We start from the raw sequence: 20,468 nt of genomic DNA on the forward strand, positions 1-20,468 counted from the left end.
TGTACCTGTGTCTCGCGCGACGCAGGACGGGCGCAATCGCGCCGGCACTGACGGACAACGGTCCTATGGGTGCTTACTCGAGGTGGTGATAGTCGAGTTCGTACCCTTCCTCGAGCGCCTCGCGGACTGGCTCGCTGGGTTCGGCGACTCCCCGCCGTCGGATCGAGAGTCCGTGCTCGTCGGCCGAAACGACGAGGTTCTGTCGCCACTCTGGGTCCGTCTCCGGGTAATCCGTCCGGTAGTGTGCGCCACGGGACTCGGTTCGCTCGAGGGCCGTCCGGAGCAACACCTCGGCGACGGTGAGGCTCACGGAGAGGTCGACGGCGTACTCGAACGATCGGGAGGTGCGGTCGCCGTCAACCCGGAGGTTGGCGGTCCGCGCGCGGAGATCTTCGAGTTGGTCCAGCCCGTTGCGAAGCCCTTCCTCGTCGCGGAGGATGCCGGCGTGGGTCCACAGCAGGTCGCCGAGCTCCTCGAGCAGCGTCTCAGGCGTGACGTCGCCGTCCGAGGCCGCAAGCTCCGCGAGCGCGGCAAACTCGCGTTCGGCCAGCGCTCGCTGGCCATCGGTGGTCGTGGGCTCGTGGTCGCTCGCCTCGACCTGCTCGCTGACGTGTTCGCCGACGAGTTTTCCGATGGCAACGGTTTCGGCAAGCGAGTTACCGCCGAGACGGTTCGCGCCGTGGACGCCCGCGACGGCCTCGCCGACAGCGTACAGTCCGTCGACACCAGTCTCGCCCGTCTGGAAGTCGATATCGACACCCCCCATCGTGTAATGGGCCGTCGGCCCGACTTCCATCGGCTCGTCCGTGATGTCGACGCCGAGTTCGGCGAATCGCTCGACCATCGTCGGCAGTCGCTCGCGGATGTACTCGGGGTCGCGATGGGAGATATCGAGGTAGACGCCGTCGTTCTCGGTTCCGCGCCCCTCCCGAACCTCTTGGGCAATCGCGCGTGCGACGACGTCTCTGGCATCGAGTTCCATCTGGTCCGGCGAGTACCGTTCCATGAAGCGTTCGCCCGCTTCGTTGTAGAGTCGACCGCCCTCCCCGCGGACCGCCTCCGTTACGAGCCGGCCGTCCCACTCCTCGCCGTAGCGTTCTCCGACCATCCCGGTTGGGTGGAACTGGACGAACTCCGTGTCGAGCAGGCGAGTTCCTGCCTCGAGCGCCAGCGCCTGTGCGTCACCGTTGTTCTCGTCGTCTCTCGAGGAGTGACGCTGGTAGGCCGCCGAGAACCCACCTGCCGCCAGCACGACGTTATTGGTCCGGAACAACAGCCCCTCGCCGGTCTCCATATCGAAGCCGACCGCGCCGTCGACGCGCGTGCCGTCGGAGAGCAGCCGGGTTATCATCACGTTCTCGCGGTAGGGAATCTCGAGCGCCTGCGCGCGGTCGATCAGCGTCTCGAGCATGGCTTCGCCGGTTCGATCGCCGACGAAACAGGTTCGGCGATAGGACTGCGCGCCGAAGTAGCGCTGGTTGATCGTCCCGTCGTCGGTTCGGGCAAACGACATCCCCCACTCGTCGAGCTCTCGGATTCGGTCGGGCATGTGTCTGGCCGTTAGCTCGACGGCCTCGGGGTCGTTCAGGTGGTGGCCCTCGTTCAGCGTATCCGCGGCGTGGATCGCCCAGTCGTCGTCGGGGTCGAGCGAGCCAAGCGCGGCGTTGATCCCGCCGGCCGCCCACGTCGTGTGGGCGTCGCCGTAGTCGCGTTTGCCGATGACGAGCGGCTCGAGGCCCGATTCGGCCAGTTCGATGGCGACTCGAGCCCCGGCAGCACCCGCACCGATGACGAGGACCGGCGTCGTGACGACGTCGTACTGGGCCTCGTGGACGCCATCGGCCTCGTCTCCGCCCTGCGGCAGCCGTCCGTCGACGCCACCGTTGTCGTCGGCTGTCGGTACACCGTGGTCAGCAGGCGGTATTTTTGTCATCAATATATCGTATGGGCTGACCGAATATAGGTCGCATACCAAACTACGCAAATAGGCATAAACGAAGGCTACGGGCAATTACACAGGGGATTTAGCATGCCAGAGACGCTACTGTGAAGGAGGATGCAGCCAGTCGTTCACCTCGTCGTCGGCTACTGCTGCTATGCGGCGTACACACGGTTGGATCGTGGCGAACCACCGTCGGCAGCACCTGCAGGGGTTGCCGTCGTCGGTGCAGCGATTCCGGATCTGCTCGACAAGCCGCTTTACTCGGCAGGGGTCGTTCCCGTCGGGCGCACCATCGGCCACTCGCTTCTGTTCGCCGTCCCGTTCGTCCTGCTCTTGTGGCTGCTCGCCCGTCGATTCGGCCGGGCCCGACTCGGCATCGCGTTCGGAATCGGCTACGGCTCACATCTCGCCGCGGATATCCCCTGGCACGTGCTCTCGGGCGATTATGACGAACTCGGCTTTCTGCTCTGGCCTGTCACGCCGATGCCCGCTTACACCGGGGTCAAGCCCCTCGGAACGGTCCCGGGAGTCGATATTGAGGCGACGACGCTGTGGCTCGAGGTCGTCATCGTTGTGGTCGGTGTCGTCGTCTGGTGGCTCGACGGGCGGCCGGGGCTGGACGTGATTCGCCGAACACTCGAGCGATGACGTGATATCGCGTGGTCGATACGTGTTCCCGTTCGGCTGTTTTATGACTGCTCGAGTGGCACTGTCGCTTGGCTCGCGTTCGACGATCACTGGTCCTCGTTGCAGTTACCGGGTGATGTGTGCACTCGTGGCACAGCTATAGTAGCCACTGAAAGTCAATGCACACCTAACCAAACGACGGCTGTGCGATCAGTGTGTAAATCGTTTCAGTTGTTACTATATTGGCCGTCGAACAACCGACGACGCGGTGCGGTCGGCGTAGAGGGTACGACGAAACCGGTGTCTCCTCGTCTCCAGTCTTTCAATGAGCTCGGCTGTGGTACTCACGGTCTACGAGTCCATCCTGCGGCTCGGAGAATCTAGAAGCGCCGTGAACGATAGCTGAATCGGGTACACAGCCATCAAAACAGCGGTGACGCGACGCTCAGTAGCTGTTCGCTGTTCGATCGCCACCCTCGTGCTCGACGCCGGGCGGCGTTTCGGGTTCGACGTTCGCCAGTCGCATCGCGTTGCCAGTCACACCGAGGCTCATACCCATGTCGCCGATGACGACCGCGTGAATCACCGTGACGATCCCAAACGGGGCGCCGGCAGCGAGGACAGCTTTGACGGCCAGGCTCGCCCAGATGTTCTGGCGGATAACACCGTTTGCCTTCCCCGAGAGAGCAAAGAGATACGGCAGGCGCGTCAGATCGTCGCCCATCAGCGCGACGTCGGCCGTCTCGAGGGCCGTATCCGTGCCTGCAGCCCCCATCGCGATGCCGACGTCCGCGGTCGCGAGCGCGGGCGCGTCATTAATCCCGTCGCCGACCATCGCGACCCGTCCTTTCTCGTCCGTCCCGCCGTGTTCGTCTGCGAGCCGGTCGATCCACTCGAGTTTTGCGTCGGGCAGGAGTTCGGCGTGATACTCGTCGATGCCGACCTCGTCGGCGATCGCGCGGGCAGTACCCTCGTTGTCGCCGGTGAGCATGACGACGCGGGTACCCTGTGCTTGCAGGCGCGAGACGGCCCATTCGGCTTCGGGACGCACGCGATCCGCGACGCCGATGACGCCGATCGGGCCGTCCTCGGTGCCGACGACCACGACGGTCTTGCCTTCGGCCTCTAAGTCGGGGACGACTGCCGAGAGGACGTCCAGACAGCCCTCGCGCTCACACTGAGGGTGGTCGGCAGGCGACTCGAGTGTCGTCCCTCCGTCGGTCGTCCGATGAACGTGCTCGAGGTCCGCGAGCCCATCGAAGAGGGTGGGTTTGCCGACGTAGTGGGTCGTGCCGTCGATGTCGGCACGGACGCCTTTCCCCGTCAGCGCTTCGAAGTTCGAGACCCCGTGCTCGTCGGTCATGACTCCCTGCTCGTCGGCGTAGCCCACGATTGCCTGCCCGATCGGGTGTTCGCTTCGTCGTTCCGCGACGCTTGCACGCCGGAGGACCTCGGTCTCGGTGGCCCCCTCGAACCCGATTACATCGGTCACGGAGAGGTCGCCCGTGGTCAGCGTCCCCGTCTTGTCGACCGCGAGGACGTCACTCGCGCCGGCGGCCTCGAGATGTTTTCCACTCTTGATCAGCACGCCGTTTCGGGCGGCGCTGGTGATCCCCGAGACGACGCTGACGGGCGTCGAGATGACGAACGCGCAGGGACAGGCGATGACCAACAGCGTGAGCCCGACAAGGAACCAGTAGCTCCAGGACGCGCCCACGAGCACGGGCGGGACGACTGCAGCCGCGACCGCGCCGACGACGACAATCGGTGTGTAAACGCTTGCAAAGCGATCGACGAACTGCTCGCGGTCGGTCTTCTCTCGCTCTGCGTCCTCGACCATGCGGACGATCTGTGCGATCGTCGACTCGTCAGCCTCGCTCTCGACTTCGACCTCGAGATAGCCCGACTCGAGGATCGTTCCGGCGAACACCTCGTCGCCGGCTGCCTTGTCCGCGGGCACGCTTTCGCCCGTGATCGGCGACTGGTCGATCGCACTCGAGCCCTCGAGGACGGTCCCGTCGGCCGGGATCTTCTCACCTGGCCGGACGACGACCGTGTTGCCGACCGTGAGGTCGTCGACGGGAACCGTCTCTTCGCTGCCATCTGCCCGCTTGATGGTCGCCGTCTCCGGCGAGAGATCCATCAGCTCCCGCAACGAGTCGCGGGCTCGGTCCATCGAGAACCGCTCGAGCAGTTCGGCGACCGAGAACAGCACTGCGAGCATCGCCCCCTCGAATGGATGGTGGGCGGCCACGCTCGCGACGATCCCGATGCTCATCAGGAAGTCGATGTCCAGACTCCGATTGCGCGCGGAGTAGTAGCCGTTTCGCAGGATCGGCGTGCCGGCAACCACCACAGCCAGCATAAACAGGAGGTGTGAGAGTTCGTAGGATCGGCCCGCAACCGTGCCAAGCGTCGGATCGAGTGCCGGCAGGACGAACTCGAGAGCCATTCCCACCGTCACGACCGCAGCCCCGATCGCGGTCCCGATGGCTCGACGGCTCTGCCAGACCGGCCGTTCATCGCCGACTGATTCGCGCGCGTGGCCGACCGGCGTCGCATCGTAGCCAGCACTGTCGATAGCGTCGACGACTGTCTCGGCTTCGGTGCCGTCGAAGGTTTCGACGGTCACGCGGCCCGAGGTCGGCCGTGTTTCGATTTCACCGACGCCGTCGATGTCCTCGAGGGCGTTCTCGATTTTGCCGGCACAGGACGGACAGTCCATCTCGGGAACCGACAGCGTCAGTTCCGACGCTGCGGAGACGATTTCGTAGCCGGCCGCACGGACACGCTCGCGGATCTCGGCGTCGCTCGTTTGCGTGGGGTCGTACTCGACGACGAGGCGACCGCTCGTCACCCGCGGCTCGATCCCGTCGATTCCGTCCAGTCGTTCGACGCTGTTGGTCACCTTCCCGGCACAGGACGGGCAGTCCATCTCGGGCACCCGTACCTCGAGCGTGCGACTCGAGTCGTGCGGTGTTGATGGCGCAGACTCACTCATTAGCTGCCAGTAATCGCTCGTCTCCCATACCGGTTATTTGGCGTGCGCCAACTTCGGTATCGATCCGCCCAATCCGCTGTCGACGATCACCGAGTCGCTCACGGCTCCACTGGCAGCGCCTCGAGCGATTCGTTGGTGACAAACCCCGTCGCAAGGCTTGCTTCAGCCCGACGAAGCCGGTAGGACAGCGTCGATCGCGGCACGTCCAGTCGCTTGGCGAGTTCGGAGAGATCAGTCCGGCGCGGAGTCTCGTAGTAGCCGTGTTCGACGGCTGCCCGAAGGGCAGCTCGCTGTTCGCTCGGCAGTGGTGTCTCGTCACCGGGCTCGACGCCACCGTGGTCTGGATCGAGTTCAGTCAGTCGAAGCATCTCCATCCCCGTACACTCGCCGACTTCCTCGCCCAGTGCGTCGAAAAAGTCATGAATCGGCGCGTCGCTACCCAGCACGATCCGCCAGCGATAGCGCCGGCTCTCGCGATAGGTCTCGAACAACAGTCCCTCGCCGAGATACTCGAGGGCGACGTGTGGAACCGACGTACAAATCTCGGTGCGATCCCAGTAGGTGTAGACGACCAGCGTGTCGCTCGAGCGATCGAGCACCTGCACCTCACACTCCGCCCCGCAGTCGTCTTTGACGAGACAGTCCGCGAAGAAGTCGGCCGTTTTGTAGGCCTCCTCGAGCGCCTCGAGCGCCTCCGGTGGCCCCTCGGCGTGGTCGACCCGCCAGAGGCTGTCTTCGGTGACGTGACACGACAGCGACCGAATCGACGCCGCCGGATACTCGGCGAGAACGTCGGCGACCGGGTTCGTGTCCGTCTCGTACTCGAGGGCGAAGACGAATTCTCTCATTGAATGTAAAAGGGGCTCGTGCGCCAAAGGGTTTCTCGGTGGCCGGTGTACGATCCGTATGGCATCGTCGGTGGTGACTCTTTCCGTCACGACATGGCTTCGTGGCCTCTGGTCGTTCTACCGCCGTTATACCACCACTGCGGTTCATACGGCCGCGACGGCAGCGCTCGCGATCTTCGGCATTCTCGTGGTCGTCGATCCGTGGTTCGCGGTGGTTGCCATCGCCTGTTACATCGGTCCACCCCTCGTGCTGTACGTCCTCGCTGACGAGCCGGCGTCCGACGAGAGTGAGGAGGACGTGTTCGAGGAGTCGCCGTCGCCCCATGCCGATCGCACCGTCGACCCTGCGACAACGGAATCGGAGACGGGTGGCTCGAGTAGCACGGACGTTTTGGGACCGACCATGGACCGACCCACTGGTGACGGAGATACCGACAGCGATAGCGACGACGGAGACGCGGATTTCGACGGTGTCGGAACTGACACCGATTCTGACGCCGACGGGACCGACACCGATTTAGATCGTGACGATGGCGACACGGATTCGGACAGCGACGACGGTGATACCGACTCGGACGCTGACGGCTGATCAGTAGTTGCGTTCGTCGTTGGACGACTATGAAGACGACAACTGGCCGGGAGCGCGACTCGAGCGGACGCAAAGGTCCACTCAACGGACAAAGGCAGGCTGTCGACAGTCACTCACCGCGAGCGAACGAAAGCGCGGTGCATCGCGCCGCGGAATGACGAACAGTCGAAGGCCGTGAGTCAGGGAGCGAGCGGGCCGACGACTGACTCGGTGCGAGTGATACGGTCTGCTACAACGAGTGACCGCCGATCACCCGCGGTAAGTCGGTGATCGGCGGTAATTGACTACAACAGTCCGTATGAAACGAGCGGAGAGAAAGGAGGAGTGTTCTTCAACGTATTTTCGCCGAGGGCCGGCGTACGCCGGCCCGCAGAGCAAAACTTCGTCTCTAGAAGCCCTTGCCGAGCAGTTCGCGCGCGATGATGTTCTTCTGGATCTCGGTGGTTCCTTCGTAGATTTGGGTGATCTTCGAGTCGCGGTAGAGTCGCTCGACAGGGAAGTCGTTGACGTAGCCCGCACCGCCGTGGATCTGGACGGCCTCGTTCGTCGCGTCGACGGCAACGCGAGAGGCGTACTCCTTAGCCATCGAGGCGAGTTTGGTGATGTCGTTGCCCTGATCGACGTTCCAGGCGGCCTTGTACGTCAGGTTGCGGGCGGCCTCGGTTTCGGTCGCGATGTCAGCGAGTTTGTGCTGGATGGCCTGGAACTCGCTGATCGGCTGGCCGAACTGTTCGCGGTCCTGGGCGTACTCGAGGGCTTCACGCAGTGCCCCTTTCGCGATGCCGACACCCTGTGCGGCGACGCCGGTTCGGGTGGCATCGAAGAACTGCATCTGCTGCATGAACGCGGCGTCGCGGGTCCCGATGAGGTTTTCCTCGGGGACGCGGACGTCGTCGAGGATGAGTTCTGCCGTGTCCGAAGCCCGAATCCCCATCTTGCCGGTAATTTTGTCGGCCGAGAAGCCGTCGCGGTCGGACTCGACGACGATCTGGCTGAAGCCGTTGTAGCGACCCTCGGCGTCGGGGTTGGTCTTACACAGCATGACGAAGAAGTCACCGACGGTCCCGTTGGTGATCCACATCTTGTTGCCGTTGACGACCCACTCGTCGCCGTCTTTCTCGGCGCGCGTCGAGACCGAGGAAACGTCCGACCCGGTGTCAGGTTCGGAGATTGCTGCCCCCGAAATCTTCTCGCCCATCGCAACGGGCTCTAAGAAGCGCTCTTTCTGGTCTTCGGTCCCGAACTCCTGGATGGCTTCGGTCCCGAACGAACACGCCATAATCGAGAGCGCGATCCCGGGGTCGTAGGAGAACAGTTCCTCGGCGATGAGGACCGTCTCGAGCGTCGAGTAGCCCGCGCCACCGTACTCCATCGGGATCGACGAACCGACCAGCCCCATCTCGGCGGCTTTGTCGACGATGTCGTGTGGGAATTTTTCGTCGACGTCGTACTCCTCTGCTGCAGGGACGATTTCGTTCTCGGCGAATCGCTTGACTTCCTCGCGAATCTGCTCCTGTTCTTCGGTGAGACCGAATTCCATGTCAACGAGTTCCTAGCCCACGGATAAAGAGTTTTGTAACCGACAGTAAACAGAACTATAGTTTTCTTGAGAAGATAGGGAAACGTTGAAAACCGTGCCGATTGGATGTATGCTCATGGAGCTGGAAGACATCAACACCGTCGCAGTTCTCGGCGCAGGAAACATGGGTCACGGCATCGCGGAGGTCGTCGCGATGGCGGGCTACGATGTGAACATGCGCGACATCAAAGACGAGTTCGTCCAGAACGGGTACGAACAGATCGAATGGTCGCTCGACAAACTCGCCGAGAACGACCAGCTTACCCAGGAGGAAGCTGACGCCACCTTAGAGCGGATCACGCCGCTTGTGGACATGGGAGAAGCCTGTGGCGACGCGGATGTCGTCATCGAGGCCGTCCCAGAGCAGATGGAGATAAAAAAAGACGTCTACACCGAACTCGAGGACGTCGCGCCCGATCGGGCCATTTTCGCGACGAACACCTCGAGTCTCTCGATCACGGATCTCTCGGAGTTTACCGACCGAGCGGAAGAGTTCTGTGGGATGCACTTTTTCAACCCGCCGATCCGGATGGACCTCGTCGAGGTCATCTCCGGTGGGCACACCGACGACGCCACGCTCGACGTCATCGAGGCGTTCGCGGAGGATATCGGGAAGACGCCGGTTCGCGTCCGCAAGGACGTCCCCGGCTTCATCGTCAACCGCATTCTCGTCCCGCTGATGAACGAGGCTGCGTGGCTCGTCGAAGACGACGTCGCGACGATCGAAGAGGTCGACGCAACGACGAAGTTCGACATCGGACTGCCGATGGGGAGTTTCGAGCTGGCGGACTACGTCGGCGTCGACGTCGGCTATCACGTCCTCGACTACATGCACGATGTTGCTGGCGATCGCTACGAGCCGTCGCCAACGCTGAAAGCGAAAGTCGACGACGAGGAGTTCGGTCAGAAGTCCGGTAAAGGCTTCTACGACTACGAGGACGGTGACGGCGCGGACGTCTCGATGGACGACGACCTGTTCAGCGAGACCGTCAAAGAGCGCCTGCTCGCCGTGCTCGCAAACGAAGTCGCCTACCTCGTCGGTGACGACGTCGCCTCACCCGAGGAGATCGACACTGCCGTCAAACTCGGCGGCCGCTGGCCGAAAGGCCCCGCGAAGTTCGCCGATGAGTATGGGGTCGAAACGCTCGCCAACACGCTCGAGGACGCCTACGAGGAAACCGAGCATCCCCGCTACGAGCCGTTCGACTACCTCGAGACCGTCGTCGAGGAAGGTGGCTTCTACGATGACGCGGACGAGGAAGACGGCGCAGTGGAGTTCGACACGATCGAGCTGACCTACCCCGGCGACAAGGTCGCACAGATCGAACTCAACCGGCCCCAGCAGATGAACTCCATCAGTCTGGAACTCATCGAGGAACTCGACGCCGCGATCGATCTCCTCGAGGACGACGACAGCGTGCGCGCGCTCCTGTTGACGGGTGCTGGCTCGAAGGCGTTCTCTGCGGGTGCAGACTTCATGAGTATCGCCGGCGGTGGGGCAGATCCGTTCGAGGCAGTCGAGCTTTCGAAACACGGTCAGGAGACGTTCGGTCGTCTCGAGGAGATCGAGATGCCGGTCGTCGCCGCGATCGACGGCTACTGTCTCGGCGGCGGGATGGAACTCGCGACGTGTGCCGATATCAGGATCGCGACCTCGCGCTCGGAGTTCGGCCAGCCGGAGTTCGACCTCGGCCTGCTGCCGGGGTGGGGCGGGACCCAGCGTCTCCAGCGCATCGTCGGTATGGGCCGTGCAAAAGAGATCATCTTCACGGCAGAGCGGTTCCCCGCCGAGGAGATGGCCGAGTTCGGGTTCGTCAACGAGGTCGTCGAACCGGACGCATTCGAGACGGCCGCACACGACTATGCCGCAAAACTCGCAGGCGGGCCACCGCTTGCGATGCGCTTTACCAAACGCGCGATGCACAAAGGCTGGGACAACCACGAAGCCGGTCTCGAGGTCGAATCGATGGGCTTCGGCCACGTCGTCAACTCCGAGGACGTTCACGAGGGCATCAACGCCTTCTTCGGTGACGACGATCCCGAGTTCGAAGGGAAGTAACACAGCACCGACACCACTAACGGGGCTTCCGACGCCGGCCCCTGCTGTCAGTAGCTGAATGACAACACACCATCTGGTCGCGAGATTTATCACCCGGAGGGACTATTGATGACCCGTGGCTCCAATGGATGATGAGAACGGAGGGGGCAGCCGATGAGTGAGATGCTCGAGGTGCTCGTCGTCGACGACGAAGCGCGTCTCGCAGACCTGTTTGCTGCATGGCTCGAGACTGAATGGATTGTTGACACAGCCTACGACGGTTCGGAGGCGCTCGAGAAGATGAGCGACGCCGTTGAAATCGTCTTGTTGGACCGGCGGATGCCGGGACTCTCCGGCGACGAAGTCTTGTCCCAGATCAGAGCGCACGGCTACGACTCGCGGGTCGTGATGGTAACCGCAGTCGATCCTGACTTCGATATCATCGAGATGGGGTTCGACGACTATCTCGTCAAACCGGTCTCAAAAGACGAGCTCGTCGAGATCGTCGGCACCGTTATTGACCGATCGGCGTACGAATCACACATCCGAGAGTACTACGCGCTCGTCTCGAAGAAAGCATTACTCGAGTCTGAAAAGGCAGCGCACGAACTCGAGACCAACGACGAGTATCAACAGCTCTGTGAACGCGTCACTGATCTCGAGGCCAGTATCGACGAGACGGTTTCGGAAATGCGCACCCACGACGACTTCGTCGATGCGTTCCAGGACCTACAGCCCGAGAACTGAGCCATCGACCGGCTCGCAGCTAGCCCAGCCCCCCGTTCTCTCTTAGTCGCGGGATCGTCCGTCTCGGCAGCGACTGTTTCAACCGGCCGGTGTCGAGGTTTATTTCGCCATGGTCACCGTGGAGTGCGGCCTCGAGACCGCCTGTCGACGCCGGGTTTGGCCTATGGCGCTTGGCCGTAAATCAGGTTTCGCTGGATTTCGTTTGCGCCCTCGTAGATGACGGGAATTCGGGCATCGCGGAAGGCGCGAGCGATCCGTCGGTCGTCAAGAACTGAACGGCCGCCATGAAACTGCATTCCCTGTTCGGAGATGTCGACGGCAGCCTCCGTTGCACTCGTCTTTGCCAGTGCCGCCCAGTAGCCCGCGTTCTCACCGTTCTCGACCTTTTCGCAGGCTCGCCAGGTGAGCGCTCGAGAACGTTCGAACTCGAGCAGCATATCCGCGAGGCCGTGTTGAACTGCCTGAAACTCGTTGATCGTCCGGCCGAACTCCTCACGGTCGTGGACGAACTCCCAGGTTTCTTCGATGGCGGCCGCAGCGAGGCCGAGTCCGTGGCCAGAGACGATGACTCGCCCGTGGTTGAAAAACTCCGCGACCATCCAGAAGCCTGCGCCCTCGGAACCGATCAGGTTTTCCGCAGGGATTCGACAGTCATCGAACTCGACGTGTGCCTGCTTGGAGGCACGCATCGCCATCTTCTCCGGAATGTGCTCGGCCTCGTAACCCTCGGTGTCGGTGGGGACGATGAACATCGAGTGGTTTCCATAGCGGTTGTCTTCATCGTCACCCGTTCGGGCGTAGACCGTGACCCAGTCAGCTTCGACGCCGTTGCCGATCCAGTACTTCTCGCCGTTTAGGACGTACTCGTCGCCGTCTTTTTCAGCTGTCGTCTGCATTCCGGCGAGATCACTGCCCGTTTCGGGTTCCGATACTGCGAGTCCAGAGCGCTGTGTCCCCTCCGCAACCGGCCGGATATACTCCTCACACTGTTCGTCAGAGCCGTACTTGTAGGTGATTTCACAGCCGAAACTCGCCAGTTGCAGCGTCAACGCGATCCCGGCATCCGCTCGATAGAACTCTTCTGTCAGTGCAAGTAACTGTGGGAGGTCGAGCCCGCGTCCGCCCCACTTCTCCGGAATATCCTGTGCGACGAGATTCGCTTCCTGGCCTGCCTCGAGGATCTCTTCGGGGTACGTTCCCGCCTGAAAATGCTCCTGTGCGTTGGGTTCGATGTGTTCGCGTGCGAACTCGCGTGCCTCGGCTTTGATTTCGCGTGCGTGCTCCGGGACAATGCTATCCTCGAGTAGTTCCATAACGTGTCATACGGTAGCACTGTTGATATAGCCGTGGGGTAACTGTGTAAGGCCGCACACGACGGTTCAACAGGCTGTTATGGGTTACTCACGGGCCGACAGACAACGAGCAGGAACTGCCGTTCACTCGAGCGCTCAGCCGGCAAACCCCGACAACAGCCAGTCGCCGTCACCATCCTCGTCGTCTCCGATACTCGGCGCGCTGACGAGCACGAACGCGCTTTCCTCGTCCCCGTTGCGGATCTGGCGTGTCGACTCCGGTGGGATCCAGAGTGCGTCTCCCGTCTCCATCGACACTGGGTCGTCGTCGACGATTACGGTCGCCTCGCCTTCGATGAGCACGTAGACTTCTTCGTGGTCGTTGTCCGTGTGGTCGTGTGGCTTGCTGTTCCAGCCCGGATCACACCGCGCCACCGTCACACCCACCCGCTCGGTCTCGAGTGGATCACTCAAAAAGTGCATCGCACTCGAGACTTGGTCGACCTCCTCGTAGTTCACCTTCCGGTAGCTCATGCCTGAGTCTTCGATGGGCAAACGGTAAAACAATACTGTTCGCTCGAAGTGCGTGATAAATTCGCCGTCTCAGCTGCCGAAACCGATTGTGTCTCCCGTCAGCGGTTCGACGGTCTTAGCTGTCTTGTGAAATCGGGTCGAAGCTATCGACGGGAATCACCGAGTAGTCGACCGTCAGCGCATCTTTGGTTGCTCGGATCTTTCCGACGAACGTCGAGATATCCTCGAGTTCGCCCTCGAGGACGAACAGTTCCATACAGTAGTGATCGCCGACGTGGCTGTGGAAGTTCGAGGCGACGAGGTCCTCGTGTTCGTGACGGAGATGCATCATTCGCTCTTCGACGCTGGTCGTCTCGTAATCGAACAACACCGTAACGATTCCCATCAGCTCTCGATCCTCGAGGCGAGTGTCCTCGAACTCGCCAAGGAGGTTCCGAGAGGCCTCTCGGACGACTTCGCTGCGGCCAGTATAGCCGTGTTCGTCTGCGAACTGGTCGAGTCGCTCGAGGAGTTCGTCCGGCATGGAGACGCTTACGACTGCCATATAATAACTGAGCGCCGTTAGAATAATAACCTTTATCATATCAACGGCTGGTGTCCGATTGATTACGGTACTGAATTTCAAACGTCGGACGGTGAAACGTGCCGTTGGGAGAAGCGCCTACGTTCGCTTGAGTAGCCGGCTCAGATATGGCTTGATAAGCGGGCCCATGACGAGCAGGAAGATGACCGTCGAGAGACCGAGTGCAAGCGGCTGGTCTGGACTGACGAAAATCGCCCACGAACCATCAGAGAGCTGTAACGATCGGTCCAGATTTTCCTCGGCCGTGACGCCGAGGACGACGCCTAACACGAGGGCGATGATCGAGTAGTTGTACATCTTCATGTAGTAGCTTGTCTACAATCTTCATAACATATCTATGATATTGTCATATTTTAGTTCGATAGAATACGTTTACACGCTAATATCCTTCTTATCTTAGATTCGATCCCAGAAAACCCGTGGTAACTGAACGGTTGTGATGCCACGATAACAACAGGCATTCGCGGGTTGGGACAAACGAGCGCTTCCGCTCGAGTTCCAGAAACGATCTCTATCAGTGTCATGAACGCGATCTGTCGGTTACCCAAAGTACCCAACGTTTTGCACGTTGCGGCCGAAGAGAAGATATGTACCTTCCAGAGCGTGCCTGGCCAGAGATCGGCGAGTACGTCGCGGACGAATCGCTCGCTGTCGTTCCACTCGGCTCGACCGAACAACACGGCCCCCATCTTCCGGAAGGCACCGACCACATGATCGCCGAGGCGCTCGCCCGGGAGGCGACCGATCGGACGGGGTATCTCTGCACGCCGCCGGTTCAGATCGGCGTCAGCTCCCACCACCGCCAGTTTCACGGGACGATGTGGGTCGAGCCGCAGGTGTTTCGGGATTTCGTCGAGAGTTTCTCGCGGAATCTTACTTACCACGGAATCGACCGGATCGTCTACGTCAACGCCCACGGAGGGAACGTCGCCCACCTTCGGGAGGTCGGCCGACGGCTCCACGACGATAACACGGCCTACGCCATCGAGTGGATGTGGAACGAATCGATTCCCGGCCTGATCGAGGAGGTTTTCGAGACGCCTGGCCCCCACGGCGGCCCCAAGGAAACGGCGATGATCATGCATATCGCCGAGAATCTTGTGCGTGAGGACCGCCTCGAGGACGCTCGCGACGGCGGCGCAGTGTTCGATTACGACGCCGAACGAGTCCACGGCGCGACCACGTTCTACGACTCGATCGAGAACAGTCAAAACGGCGTCTTCGGCGATCAAACGGACGCAACGCCCGAAATCGGCGAACAGCTGTTCGAGGCCGCCTCGGACCAGCTCGTGGCATTACTCGAGTGGCTCGACGACCAGCCGCTCGAGTCGCTCATGCCCGATCCACATGTCGAGCCCCAGCCCGGACGTGGTCGCGGTCAGAGTTTCGACCGAACGCAGTCACAGCGGTGATCCTGACAGGAAATGAGTGGTTCGACGACAGCACAAGCGTCGCGACACGGTAAACAGCGGCCAAGCTGCACAGCCGCGACCAGATCTGTCAGGTGGACGCTAGACTTATGCGTCTAAGTGGCCTGATGCGGACAATGAGCGAACGAACAGGGCCGTCGAACATGGAGTTTTGGGCGGGCGACGACGATCGGACAGCGCTTCACTGTTGTCAGGCGCTCGTCGAGACGATCGAAGGCGGCGTCTTCCAGCTCGATGCCGACGGTCAGTTCGTCGCAGCTGATGAGACGTTTCTCGAGATGACTGGGTATGGCCGTATAGACCTCTTTGGCCAACACGTCTCGACGTTGTTGTCGTTCCGGGGCGTGGCACAGTTCGAACGAGACGTTCGAGCCCAGTGGCCTTCCGGCGGAGACGGCGTCACAGCACTCACGGGCATGATCGAGACGGTCGACGGAACGACCGTCCACTGTGACATTCGTCTGAATCAGCTCCAGACTGATGGCTGTCCCCAGGGCTCAGTTGGGGTCGTTCAAAAGTCGATCGAGCGGATGCTGGCTCGGAGCACCATTCGACGGCGGAAGCCGTCTTTGGCCCGACGGCTGCGGCGCTCGAGGAAGCCGACATCGGTGTGTTCGTCCTCGACGAGGAGTTCAACGTCGCATGGATCAACGAGACGGCTGAGCAGTACTTCGGCATCGATCGCACAGCTGTCCTCGGACAGCAGAAGCGACAGCTGATCGAGGAGCGGATTCAGGACCGGCTCGCCGACCCAGAGGCGTTTGCGGACACCGTCATAGCAACGTACGACGACAACAGCTACGTCGAACACTTCGAGTGTCATATCACCCCTGGCGACGACCGTGAGGAACGGTGGCTCGAGCACCGTAGCAGACCCATCGAAGCCGGACCCTACGCCGGCGGTCGAATCGAACTCTACTACGACGTGACCGACCGGCATCGGCGCGCCTACCAGCTGCGACGGCTGAACAAAGCCGTCCGTGAATGGATCGATGGCGACAGCCGCGAAGACGTCGCCAAGCGTGCCTGTCAGGATCTGCTGGACATTCTAAACTTCGAGCTCAACGGAATCCATCTCTACGAGCCAGAGACGCAAACTCTCGAGCCAGTCGCCCGATCTGAGCCTGCTGGAGCGCTCTTTGACGAGCTCCCAACGTTTGGAGAAGGTGAAGGGGTCGCCTGGCACGTCTTCGAGAGCGGTGAGCCAGCGATCTACAGCGATGTCACCGACGATCCGAGGGTCTACAATCCGGCGACGCCGATTCGGAGCGAGCTCTGTCTCCCGATCGGTGACCACGGCGTCATGCTGATCGGCTCAGAGAGCCGTGACGCGTTCGACGATAGCGACCTCTCGTTTGCGAAGATCATTGCTTCGAGCCTCGAGGCGACGTTCGATCGGCTCCGCCACGAACACCACCTCGAGCGCGAGCGCGCACAGACGGAGGAACTGCTCCGAACGGCCCCGGTCGCGATTTCGGTCACGGATGCCACCGGCGATCCGCTGCTGTTGAACCGGCGCGCCCGGGAACGCTACGGGGCGGTCGACGATGCGACGATTGCCACGATCGCAGCAGCCGACGAGTGGACAGTGGCCGACGCCGCTGGACGGTCACTCACGACAGACGAAACCCCGGCAGCACGCGTCCGTGCGACCGGTGAGCCGGTTACCGACGAGGAGCTTGTAATCGACAGCCCGTCCGGTGAGCGAACCTGGCTGTCGGTGAACGCCGCGCCGGTATTCGATCCCAACGGCTCGCTTGCTCGCGTGATTACTATTGGAGAAGATATCACGGTTCGAAAATCCCACGAACACAGCCTCGAACGCCGCAAAAGCGAGCTCGAGACAGAGTTGAGCGAGATCCTCGGCCGCGTTTCGGATGCCTTCTACGCACTCGACGAGTCGTGGCGGTTCACACACGTCAACGAACGGGCCGAAGAACTCCTCGGCTACTCGAGCGACGAACTCCTTGGAGAGGTCATCTGGGACGTGTTCCCCGGTGGAACACGATCAGAGCTTGTCGATCGCTATCAGGAGGCGATGAACACACAGGAATCGATCACCTGGGAACGATACTCACGGTCGCTCGAGCTGTGGATGGAGATCCAGGTGTATCCCTCGGAGACGGGGCTGTCGGTGTATTTCCGCGACATCACGGCTCGAAAGCGACGAGAGCAGCAACTCGGACGGTACGAGCGGATTATCGAGACCATCGACGACGGAATCTACGTCCTCGACGGAGACGAACGATTTACTGCCGTCAACGACGCCTATACGGAGCTGACCGGCTACGACCGTGACGAACTGCTCGGTGCCCACGCGTCGCTCGTCACCAGCGAGACTGTGATCGGGCACACGAAGCAGGTCGCCACCGATGACAGCGAGCCGTCGACGATCGAGACCACACTCAAGACGAAATCCGGGACACAGGTCCCGATCGAAGCGACCGTCACGGCGATTTCGACGGCCGAACAGACAGCCACGGACGCGGCTGCTGACAGCCCGAGTGACGCCGAGCGAGCCGCCGTCGAGACGACTGGCCACGAACGGGCTGGCATCGTTCGGGATATCACCGAACGCAAGGAGTACCAGCGCAAACTCGAGGCGTCCAACGAACGATTAGAGCAGTTCGCCTACGCCGCCAGCCACGACCTACAGGAACCGTTGCGGATGGTCTCGAGCTATCTCCAGTTGATCGAACGTCGTTATGCTGACGTCTTAGACGACGACGGACTGGAGTTTCTCGGATACGCTGTCGACGGTGCCGAGCGTATGTCGGCGATGATCGATGCCCTGCTCGAATACTCACGGGTCGAAACACAGGGGAACGAACTCGAGCCGGTCGCTCTCGACGCCGTCTTCGATGACGCTCGAGAGGATCTAACGCTTCGCATCGAGGAACAGGATGCGGACGTAACGACAGCGTCTCTCCCCGCCGTTTGCGGTGATGCGAATCAGCTCCGACAGGTCTTCCAGAACCTCCTCTCGAACGCACTCGAATACAGTGGTGACGGGCCACCACAGGTTCACGTCTCGGCCGACCGCGATGGGGATGAGTGGACCGTCTCGGTTCACGACGAGGGAATCGGCATGGACCCCGACGAGACGGACCGCATCTTCGAAGTGTTCCAGCGATTGCACTCCCACGACGAACATCCTGGAACCGGGATCGGACTGGCGCTCTGTCGTCGGATCATCGAACGCCACGGTGGCGACATCTGGGTCGAGACCGAGCCTGGGGAGGGAGCGACGTTCTCGATGACGCTCCCAGCACTCGAGCGCTGCGAGTGACGCCACGTCACGGATGCACGTGAAGCCAACAGCTATATATTCAACCGCCGATTCATCCCAGCAAAGCGGTGCATGACGTGATTCCGACTAGTCTCCGTTCGGATCGACTGCTACTCGCTGTATCGTTCGTCTGCTTTGGCGTTGCCGGCCCGCTCGGTGCCGTCGACGCACTCGTACCAACAGTCGTGGCGACGGCAGTCGCTATCGCGGGCGTCTACTGTGTCGCCCGCTATGCGTCACGAGTCTCTCGACGAACGCTTGCCTCCCTGTCGCTCGCTCTCTGGACAGTCTTCCTCGGGGTTGCCAGCGTTCACATCGTCGGCCTCGAAACGGTCGGGGCGGCCGTCCCCGGGAGCGCCAGACTGGTCGTCTACTCGCTGACCGCGACCACGTGGGCGACCTTGCTGTCGGCCAGTTCGGTGACCGCGTTTCTCGGCTTCCGAGAGTATGGCGCGACATCGAGCGCGGACACGCCCGAAGACGGCGTTCTCGAGGGCGAGACATCTGATTACTCGACGCGGTAACTGACCGCGATCCCTTCTCCAAGCGGCAGGACGATCGTCTCAAACGCCGGATCGCTCCGAACGCACTCGAGATAGTCCACAATCCCCTGTGTGTGTTCGTTGGCGTCGTCTGGGTCGTCGCCGACTGCGTACTCGAGTAGGTTCTCGAACTCGATGGGGCCGGCGGTGATCGCGTTGTCCGCAACGACGACGCCACCGACGGGGACCTTCGGGCGGACCGCCTCGAACGCGTCGGCATAGCGGTGTTTCTGGTGATCGATCAACACGACATCGAACGGGCCGTCGTAGCGCTCGATCGTTGCCATGGCGTCCCCCAGTTCATACCGCGTGAACTCGTCGTAGCCGCCTTCGCGAAGGTACTCTCGAGCCAGTTCGAGTTCGTCAGCGTCGACCTCAGTGAGAACGAGTTCGCCGTCGTCGGGCAGTGTCTCGGCCATCCAGTACGCCGAGTAGCCGTAGCCGGAGCCGAACTCGAAAATCCGCTCGGCGTCGCTCATGCGGGCGACGAATCGAAGGAACGCTCCAACCTCGGGGCCGACGTGGGGAAACCCCTCTCGGTCGGCATAGTCGTCCATCTCCTGTAGCTGGTCGTCTGGCTCCGGCCCGACCGCACGAATAAAGCGACCGATGTCATCTGGCAGGACGTCAACCATGACCACATCTACGATGGCCCACAGAAAAGTCACTGGCCTTTTCACCGCCGCTGGCCGAGTTGAGAGCGAACAGCCGTGACTGGCATCACAACAGCTCTTGCAGGTGTGGTCTTCGGGCTCGCACTGGCTGCCCCACCGGGACCGATGAACGCCATTATCGCCGAGGAAAGCGTCGTCAGCGGCTGGTCGGCTGGCTTTCGGGCTGGTCTCGGCGCGATGGTTGCAGACGTGCTCTTTTTCGTTCTCACGCTCGCCGGTGCGATGACCGTGGTCGATCGCTATCCGGCTGTGCGGCCGGTGCTCTATCTCGCCGGCGGCGTTTTGATGCTGTATTTCGCCATCGGTGCCGTCCACGCGGCTCGAGATGCCACATCCTTCACTGACAGCGGCCAAAGCGCGTCGAAAGGCTTTCGCAAAACGTTCACGCTCTCGCTGACGAACCCCTACCAGATCGGGTTCTGGCTCACCATCGGTGTCGGCCTCCTCGAGTCCGGAACCCTCGACGTCCTCGCGTTCATCCCCGGTGCTGGCGACGCTCTCGAGGGCGTCCTCGTCGTCCAGACGGGATCACCGTCGCTGCTTGCTGGCTTCTTCGCGGGAATCGCGGTCTGGATCATCGTCTATCCGGCAGCGCTGGTCGCGGCCGACCGGCGTGTCGATTCCTTTGCACCGATGATCGCCGCCGCAAGCGGGGCCGTCCTGGCCGGGTTCGGGGTCTGGTTTCTCTGGGCCGGTGGCACAGCACTGCTGTAGCCAACACCGTCGGAAGCGACGCCGGTTTTCAGTCAGTGG

General features: G+C 61.8%; 18 protein-coding genes. 9 read left to right on the top strand and 9 right to left on the bottom strand.

Annotated elements, in window-relative coordinates; genetic code table 11:
* Nucleotides 1-73: 73 nt before the first annotated feature.
* Nucleotides 74-1,933 (bottom strand): L-aspartate oxidase, encoded by a 1,860-nt coding sequence (locus DV706_RS02955; RefSeq protein WP_136350785.1) that lies wholly within the window; start codon nt 1,931-1,933, stop codon nt 74-76.
* A 123-nt stretch (nt 1,934-2,056) separates the two neighbouring features.
* Here DV706_RS02955 and DV706_RS02960 point away from each other — a divergent pair, with 123 nt between their 5' ends.
* Nucleotides 2,057-2,590, top strand: a complete 534-nt coding sequence (locus DV706_RS02960; RefSeq protein ID WP_006066633.1) for a metal-dependent hydrolase — start codon at nt 2,057-2,059, stop codon at nt 2,588-2,590.
* Between the two features lie 424 nt (nt 2,591-3,014).
* Here the strand turns inward: DV706_RS02960 and DV706_RS02970 are convergent, their stop codons facing one another.
* Nucleotides 3,015-5,570 (bottom strand): heavy metal translocating P-type ATPase, encoded by a 2,556-nt coding sequence (locus tag DV706_RS02970; RefSeq protein WP_006066632.1) that lies wholly within the window; start codon nt 5,568-5,570, stop codon nt 3,015-3,017.
* Between the two features lie 98 nt (nt 5,571-5,668).
* Nucleotides 5,669-6,418 carry a helix-turn-helix domain-containing protein gene (locus DV706_RS02975; RefSeq protein WP_006066631.1) on the bottom strand — a complete coding sequence of 250 codons (750 nt, stop codon included), beginning with the start codon at nt 6,416-6,418 and terminating at the stop codon, nt 5,669-5,671.
* 58 nt (nt 6,419-6,476) lie between these two features.
* Between DV706_RS02975 and DV706_RS02980 the strand changes: the two genes are divergently transcribed.
* Nucleotides 6,477-7,007, top strand: coding sequence for a hypothetical protein (locus tag DV706_RS02980; RefSeq protein ID WP_006066630.1), 531 nt, complete (start codon nt 6,477-6,479; stop codon nt 7,005-7,007).
* A gap of 388 nt (nt 7,008-7,395) precedes the next feature.
* Here the strand turns inward: DV706_RS02980 and DV706_RS02985 are convergent, their stop codons facing one another.
* Entirely contained in the window at nt 7,396-8,547 is a 1,152-nt protein-coding gene (locus DV706_RS02985; protein WP_006066629.1) for an acyl-CoA dehydrogenase family protein, read from the bottom strand.
* A 115-nt stretch (nt 8,548-8,662) separates the two neighbouring features.
* On the opposite strand from DV706_RS02985, the gene DV706_RS02990 reads away from it, so the two are divergent.
* The gene (locus DV706_RS02990; RefSeq protein WP_006066628.1) at nt 8,663-10,645 is read left to right on the top strand and encodes a 3-hydroxyacyl-CoA dehydrogenase/enoyl-CoA hydratase family protein; all 1,983 of its coding nucleotides are present in this window, start codon (nt 8,663-8,665) and stop codon (nt 10,643-10,645) included.
* A 153-nt stretch (nt 10,646-10,798) separates the two neighbouring features.
* Nucleotides 10,799-11,371, top strand: coding sequence for a HalX domain-containing protein (locus DV706_RS02995; protein ID WP_006066627.1), 573 nt, complete (start codon nt 10,799-10,801; stop codon nt 11,369-11,371).
* Between the two features lie 161 nt (nt 11,372-11,532).
* On the opposite strand, the gene DV706_RS03000 is transcribed toward DV706_RS02995, so the two are convergent.
* From DV706_RS03000 to DV706_RS03015, 4 genes are all read right to left on the bottom strand, one after another.
* The gene (locus tag DV706_RS03000; RefSeq protein ID WP_006066626.1) at nt 11,533-12,684 is read right to left on the bottom strand and encodes an acyl-CoA dehydrogenase family protein; all 1,152 of its coding nucleotides are present in this window, start codon (nt 12,682-12,684) and stop codon (nt 11,533-11,535) included.
* Nucleotides 12,685-12,819: 135 nt separating this feature from the next.
* Entirely contained in the window at nt 12,820-13,197 is a 378-nt protein-coding gene (locus DV706_RS03005) for a cupin domain-containing protein (protein ID WP_006066625.1), read from the bottom strand.
* A gap of 115 nt (nt 13,198-13,312) precedes the next feature.
* Complete coding sequence (gene nikR, locus DV706_RS03010) at nt 13,313-13,741, bottom strand: nickel-responsive transcriptional regulator NikR (protein ID WP_006066624.1); 429 nt, start codon at nt 13,739-13,741, stop codon at nt 13,313-13,315.
* A 117-nt stretch (nt 13,742-13,858) separates the two neighbouring features.
* Entirely contained in the window at nt 13,859-14,083 is a 225-nt protein-coding gene (locus DV706_RS03015; RefSeq protein WP_006066623.1) for a hypothetical protein, read from the bottom strand.
* 284 nt (nt 14,084-14,367) lie between these two features.
* On the opposite strand from DV706_RS03015, the gene DV706_RS03020 reads away from it, so the two are divergent.
* From DV706_RS03020 to DV706_RS03030, 4 genes are all read left to right on the top strand, one after another.
* Nucleotides 14,368-15,192: a creatininase family protein gene (locus tag DV706_RS03020; protein ID WP_006066622.1), complete on the top strand. Its 825-nt coding sequence runs from the start codon at nt 14,368-14,370 to the stop codon at nt 15,190-15,192.
* 134 nt (nt 15,193-15,326) lie between these two features.
* Nucleotides 15,327-15,929 carry a PAS domain-containing protein gene (locus DV706_RS22535; RefSeq protein ID WP_338043237.1) on the top strand — a complete coding sequence of 201 codons (603 nt, stop codon included), beginning with the start codon at nt 15,327-15,329 and terminating at the stop codon, nt 15,927-15,929.
* On the top strand, nt 15,821-18,499 hold the full coding sequence (locus DV706_RS03025; protein ID WP_338043238.1) for a PAS domain S-box protein: 2,679 nt from the start codon (nt 15,821-15,823) through the stop codon (nt 18,497-18,499). Before DV706_RS22535 ends, DV706_RS03025 begins: the two co-directional genes overlap by 109 nt.
* 68 nt (nt 18,500-18,567) lie before the next feature.
* Nucleotides 18,568-19,023, top strand: a complete 456-nt coding sequence (locus tag DV706_RS03030; protein WP_006066620.1) for a hypothetical protein — start codon at nt 18,568-18,570, stop codon at nt 19,021-19,023.
* On the opposite strand, the gene DV706_RS03035 is transcribed toward DV706_RS03030, so the two are convergent.
* Nucleotides 19,008-19,676: an O-methyltransferase gene (locus tag DV706_RS03035; RefSeq protein WP_006066619.1), complete on the bottom strand. Its 669-nt coding sequence runs from the start codon at nt 19,674-19,676 to the stop codon at nt 19,008-19,010. The genes DV706_RS03030 and DV706_RS03035 overlap by 16 nt on opposite strands.
* A 144-nt stretch (nt 19,677-19,820) precedes the next feature.
* Between DV706_RS03035 and DV706_RS03040 the strand changes: the two genes are divergently transcribed.
* Nucleotides 19,821-20,429, top strand: a complete 609-nt coding sequence (locus DV706_RS03040; protein WP_240756844.1) for a LysE family translocator — start codon at nt 19,821-19,823, stop codon at nt 20,427-20,429.
* Nucleotides 20,430-20,468 lie beyond the last annotated feature (39 nt).

This window comes from Natronorubrum bangense (assembly GCF_004799645.1).
Taxonomy (GTDB): Archaea; Halobacteriota; Halobacteria; order Halobacteriales; family Natrialbaceae; genus Natronorubrum; species Natronorubrum bangense.

What these genes read in the sequence shown, in the direction of transcription:
- DV706_RS02955 (WP_136350785.1), bottom strand. Translation starts at nt 1,933, where the DNA reads ATGACAAAAATACCGCCTGCTGACCACGGTGTACCGACAGCCGACGAC.
- DV706_RS02960 (WP_006066633.1), top strand. Translation starts at nt 2,057, where the DNA reads ATGCAGCCAGTCGTTCACCTCGTCGTCGGCTACTGCTGCTATGCGGCG.
- DV706_RS02970 (WP_006066632.1), bottom strand. Translation starts at nt 5,570, where the DNA reads ATGAGTGAGTCTGCGCCATCAACACCGCACGACTCGAGTCGCACGCTC.
- DV706_RS02975 (WP_006066631.1), bottom strand. Translation starts at nt 6,418, where the DNA reads ATGAGAGAATTCGTCTTCGCCCTCGAGTACGAGACGGACACGAACCCG.
- DV706_RS02980 (WP_006066630.1), top strand. Translation starts at nt 6,477, where the DNA reads ATGGCATCGTCGGTGGTGACTCTTTCCGTCACGACATGGCTTCGTGGC.
- DV706_RS02985 (WP_006066629.1), bottom strand. Translation starts at nt 8,547, where the DNA reads ATGGAATTCGGTCTCACCGAAGAACAGGAGCAGATTCGCGAGGAAGTC.
- DV706_RS02990 (WP_006066628.1), top strand. Translation starts at nt 8,663, where the DNA reads ATGGAGCTGGAAGACATCAACACCGTCGCAGTTCTCGGCGCAGGAAAC.
- DV706_RS02995 (WP_006066627.1), top strand. Translation starts at nt 10,799, where the DNA reads ATGAGTGAGATGCTCGAGGTGCTCGTCGTCGACGACGAAGCGCGTCTC.
- DV706_RS03000 (WP_006066626.1), bottom strand. Translation starts at nt 12,684, where the DNA reads ATGGAACTACTCGAGGATAGCATTGTCCCGGAGCACGCACGCGAAATC.
- DV706_RS03005 (WP_006066625.1), bottom strand. Translation starts at nt 13,197, where the DNA reads ATGAGCTACCGGAAGGTGAACTACGAGGAGGTCGACCAAGTCTCGAGT.
- nikR (WP_006066624.1), bottom strand. Translation starts at nt 13,741, where the DNA reads ATGGCAGTCGTAAGCGTCTCCATGCCGGACGAACTCCTCGAGCGACTC.
- DV706_RS03015 (WP_006066623.1), bottom strand. Translation starts at nt 14,083, where the DNA reads ATGAAGATGTACAACTACTCGATCATCGCCCTCGTGTTAGGCGTCGTC.
- DV706_RS03020 (WP_006066622.1), top strand. Translation starts at nt 14,368, where the DNA reads ATGTACCTTCCAGAGCGTGCCTGGCCAGAGATCGGCGAGTACGTCGCG.
- DV706_RS22535 (WP_338043237.1), top strand. Translation starts at nt 15,327, where the DNA reads ATGAGCGAACGAACAGGGCCGTCGAACATGGAGTTTTGGGCGGGCGAC.
- DV706_RS03035 (WP_006066619.1), bottom strand. Translation starts at nt 19,676, where the DNA reads ATGGTTGACGTCCTGCCAGATGACATCGGTCGCTTTATTCGTGCGGTC.
- DV706_RS03040 (WP_240756844.1), top strand. Translation starts at nt 19,821, where the DNA reads ATGAACGCCATTATCGCCGAGGAAAGCGTCGTCAGCGGCTGGTCGGCT.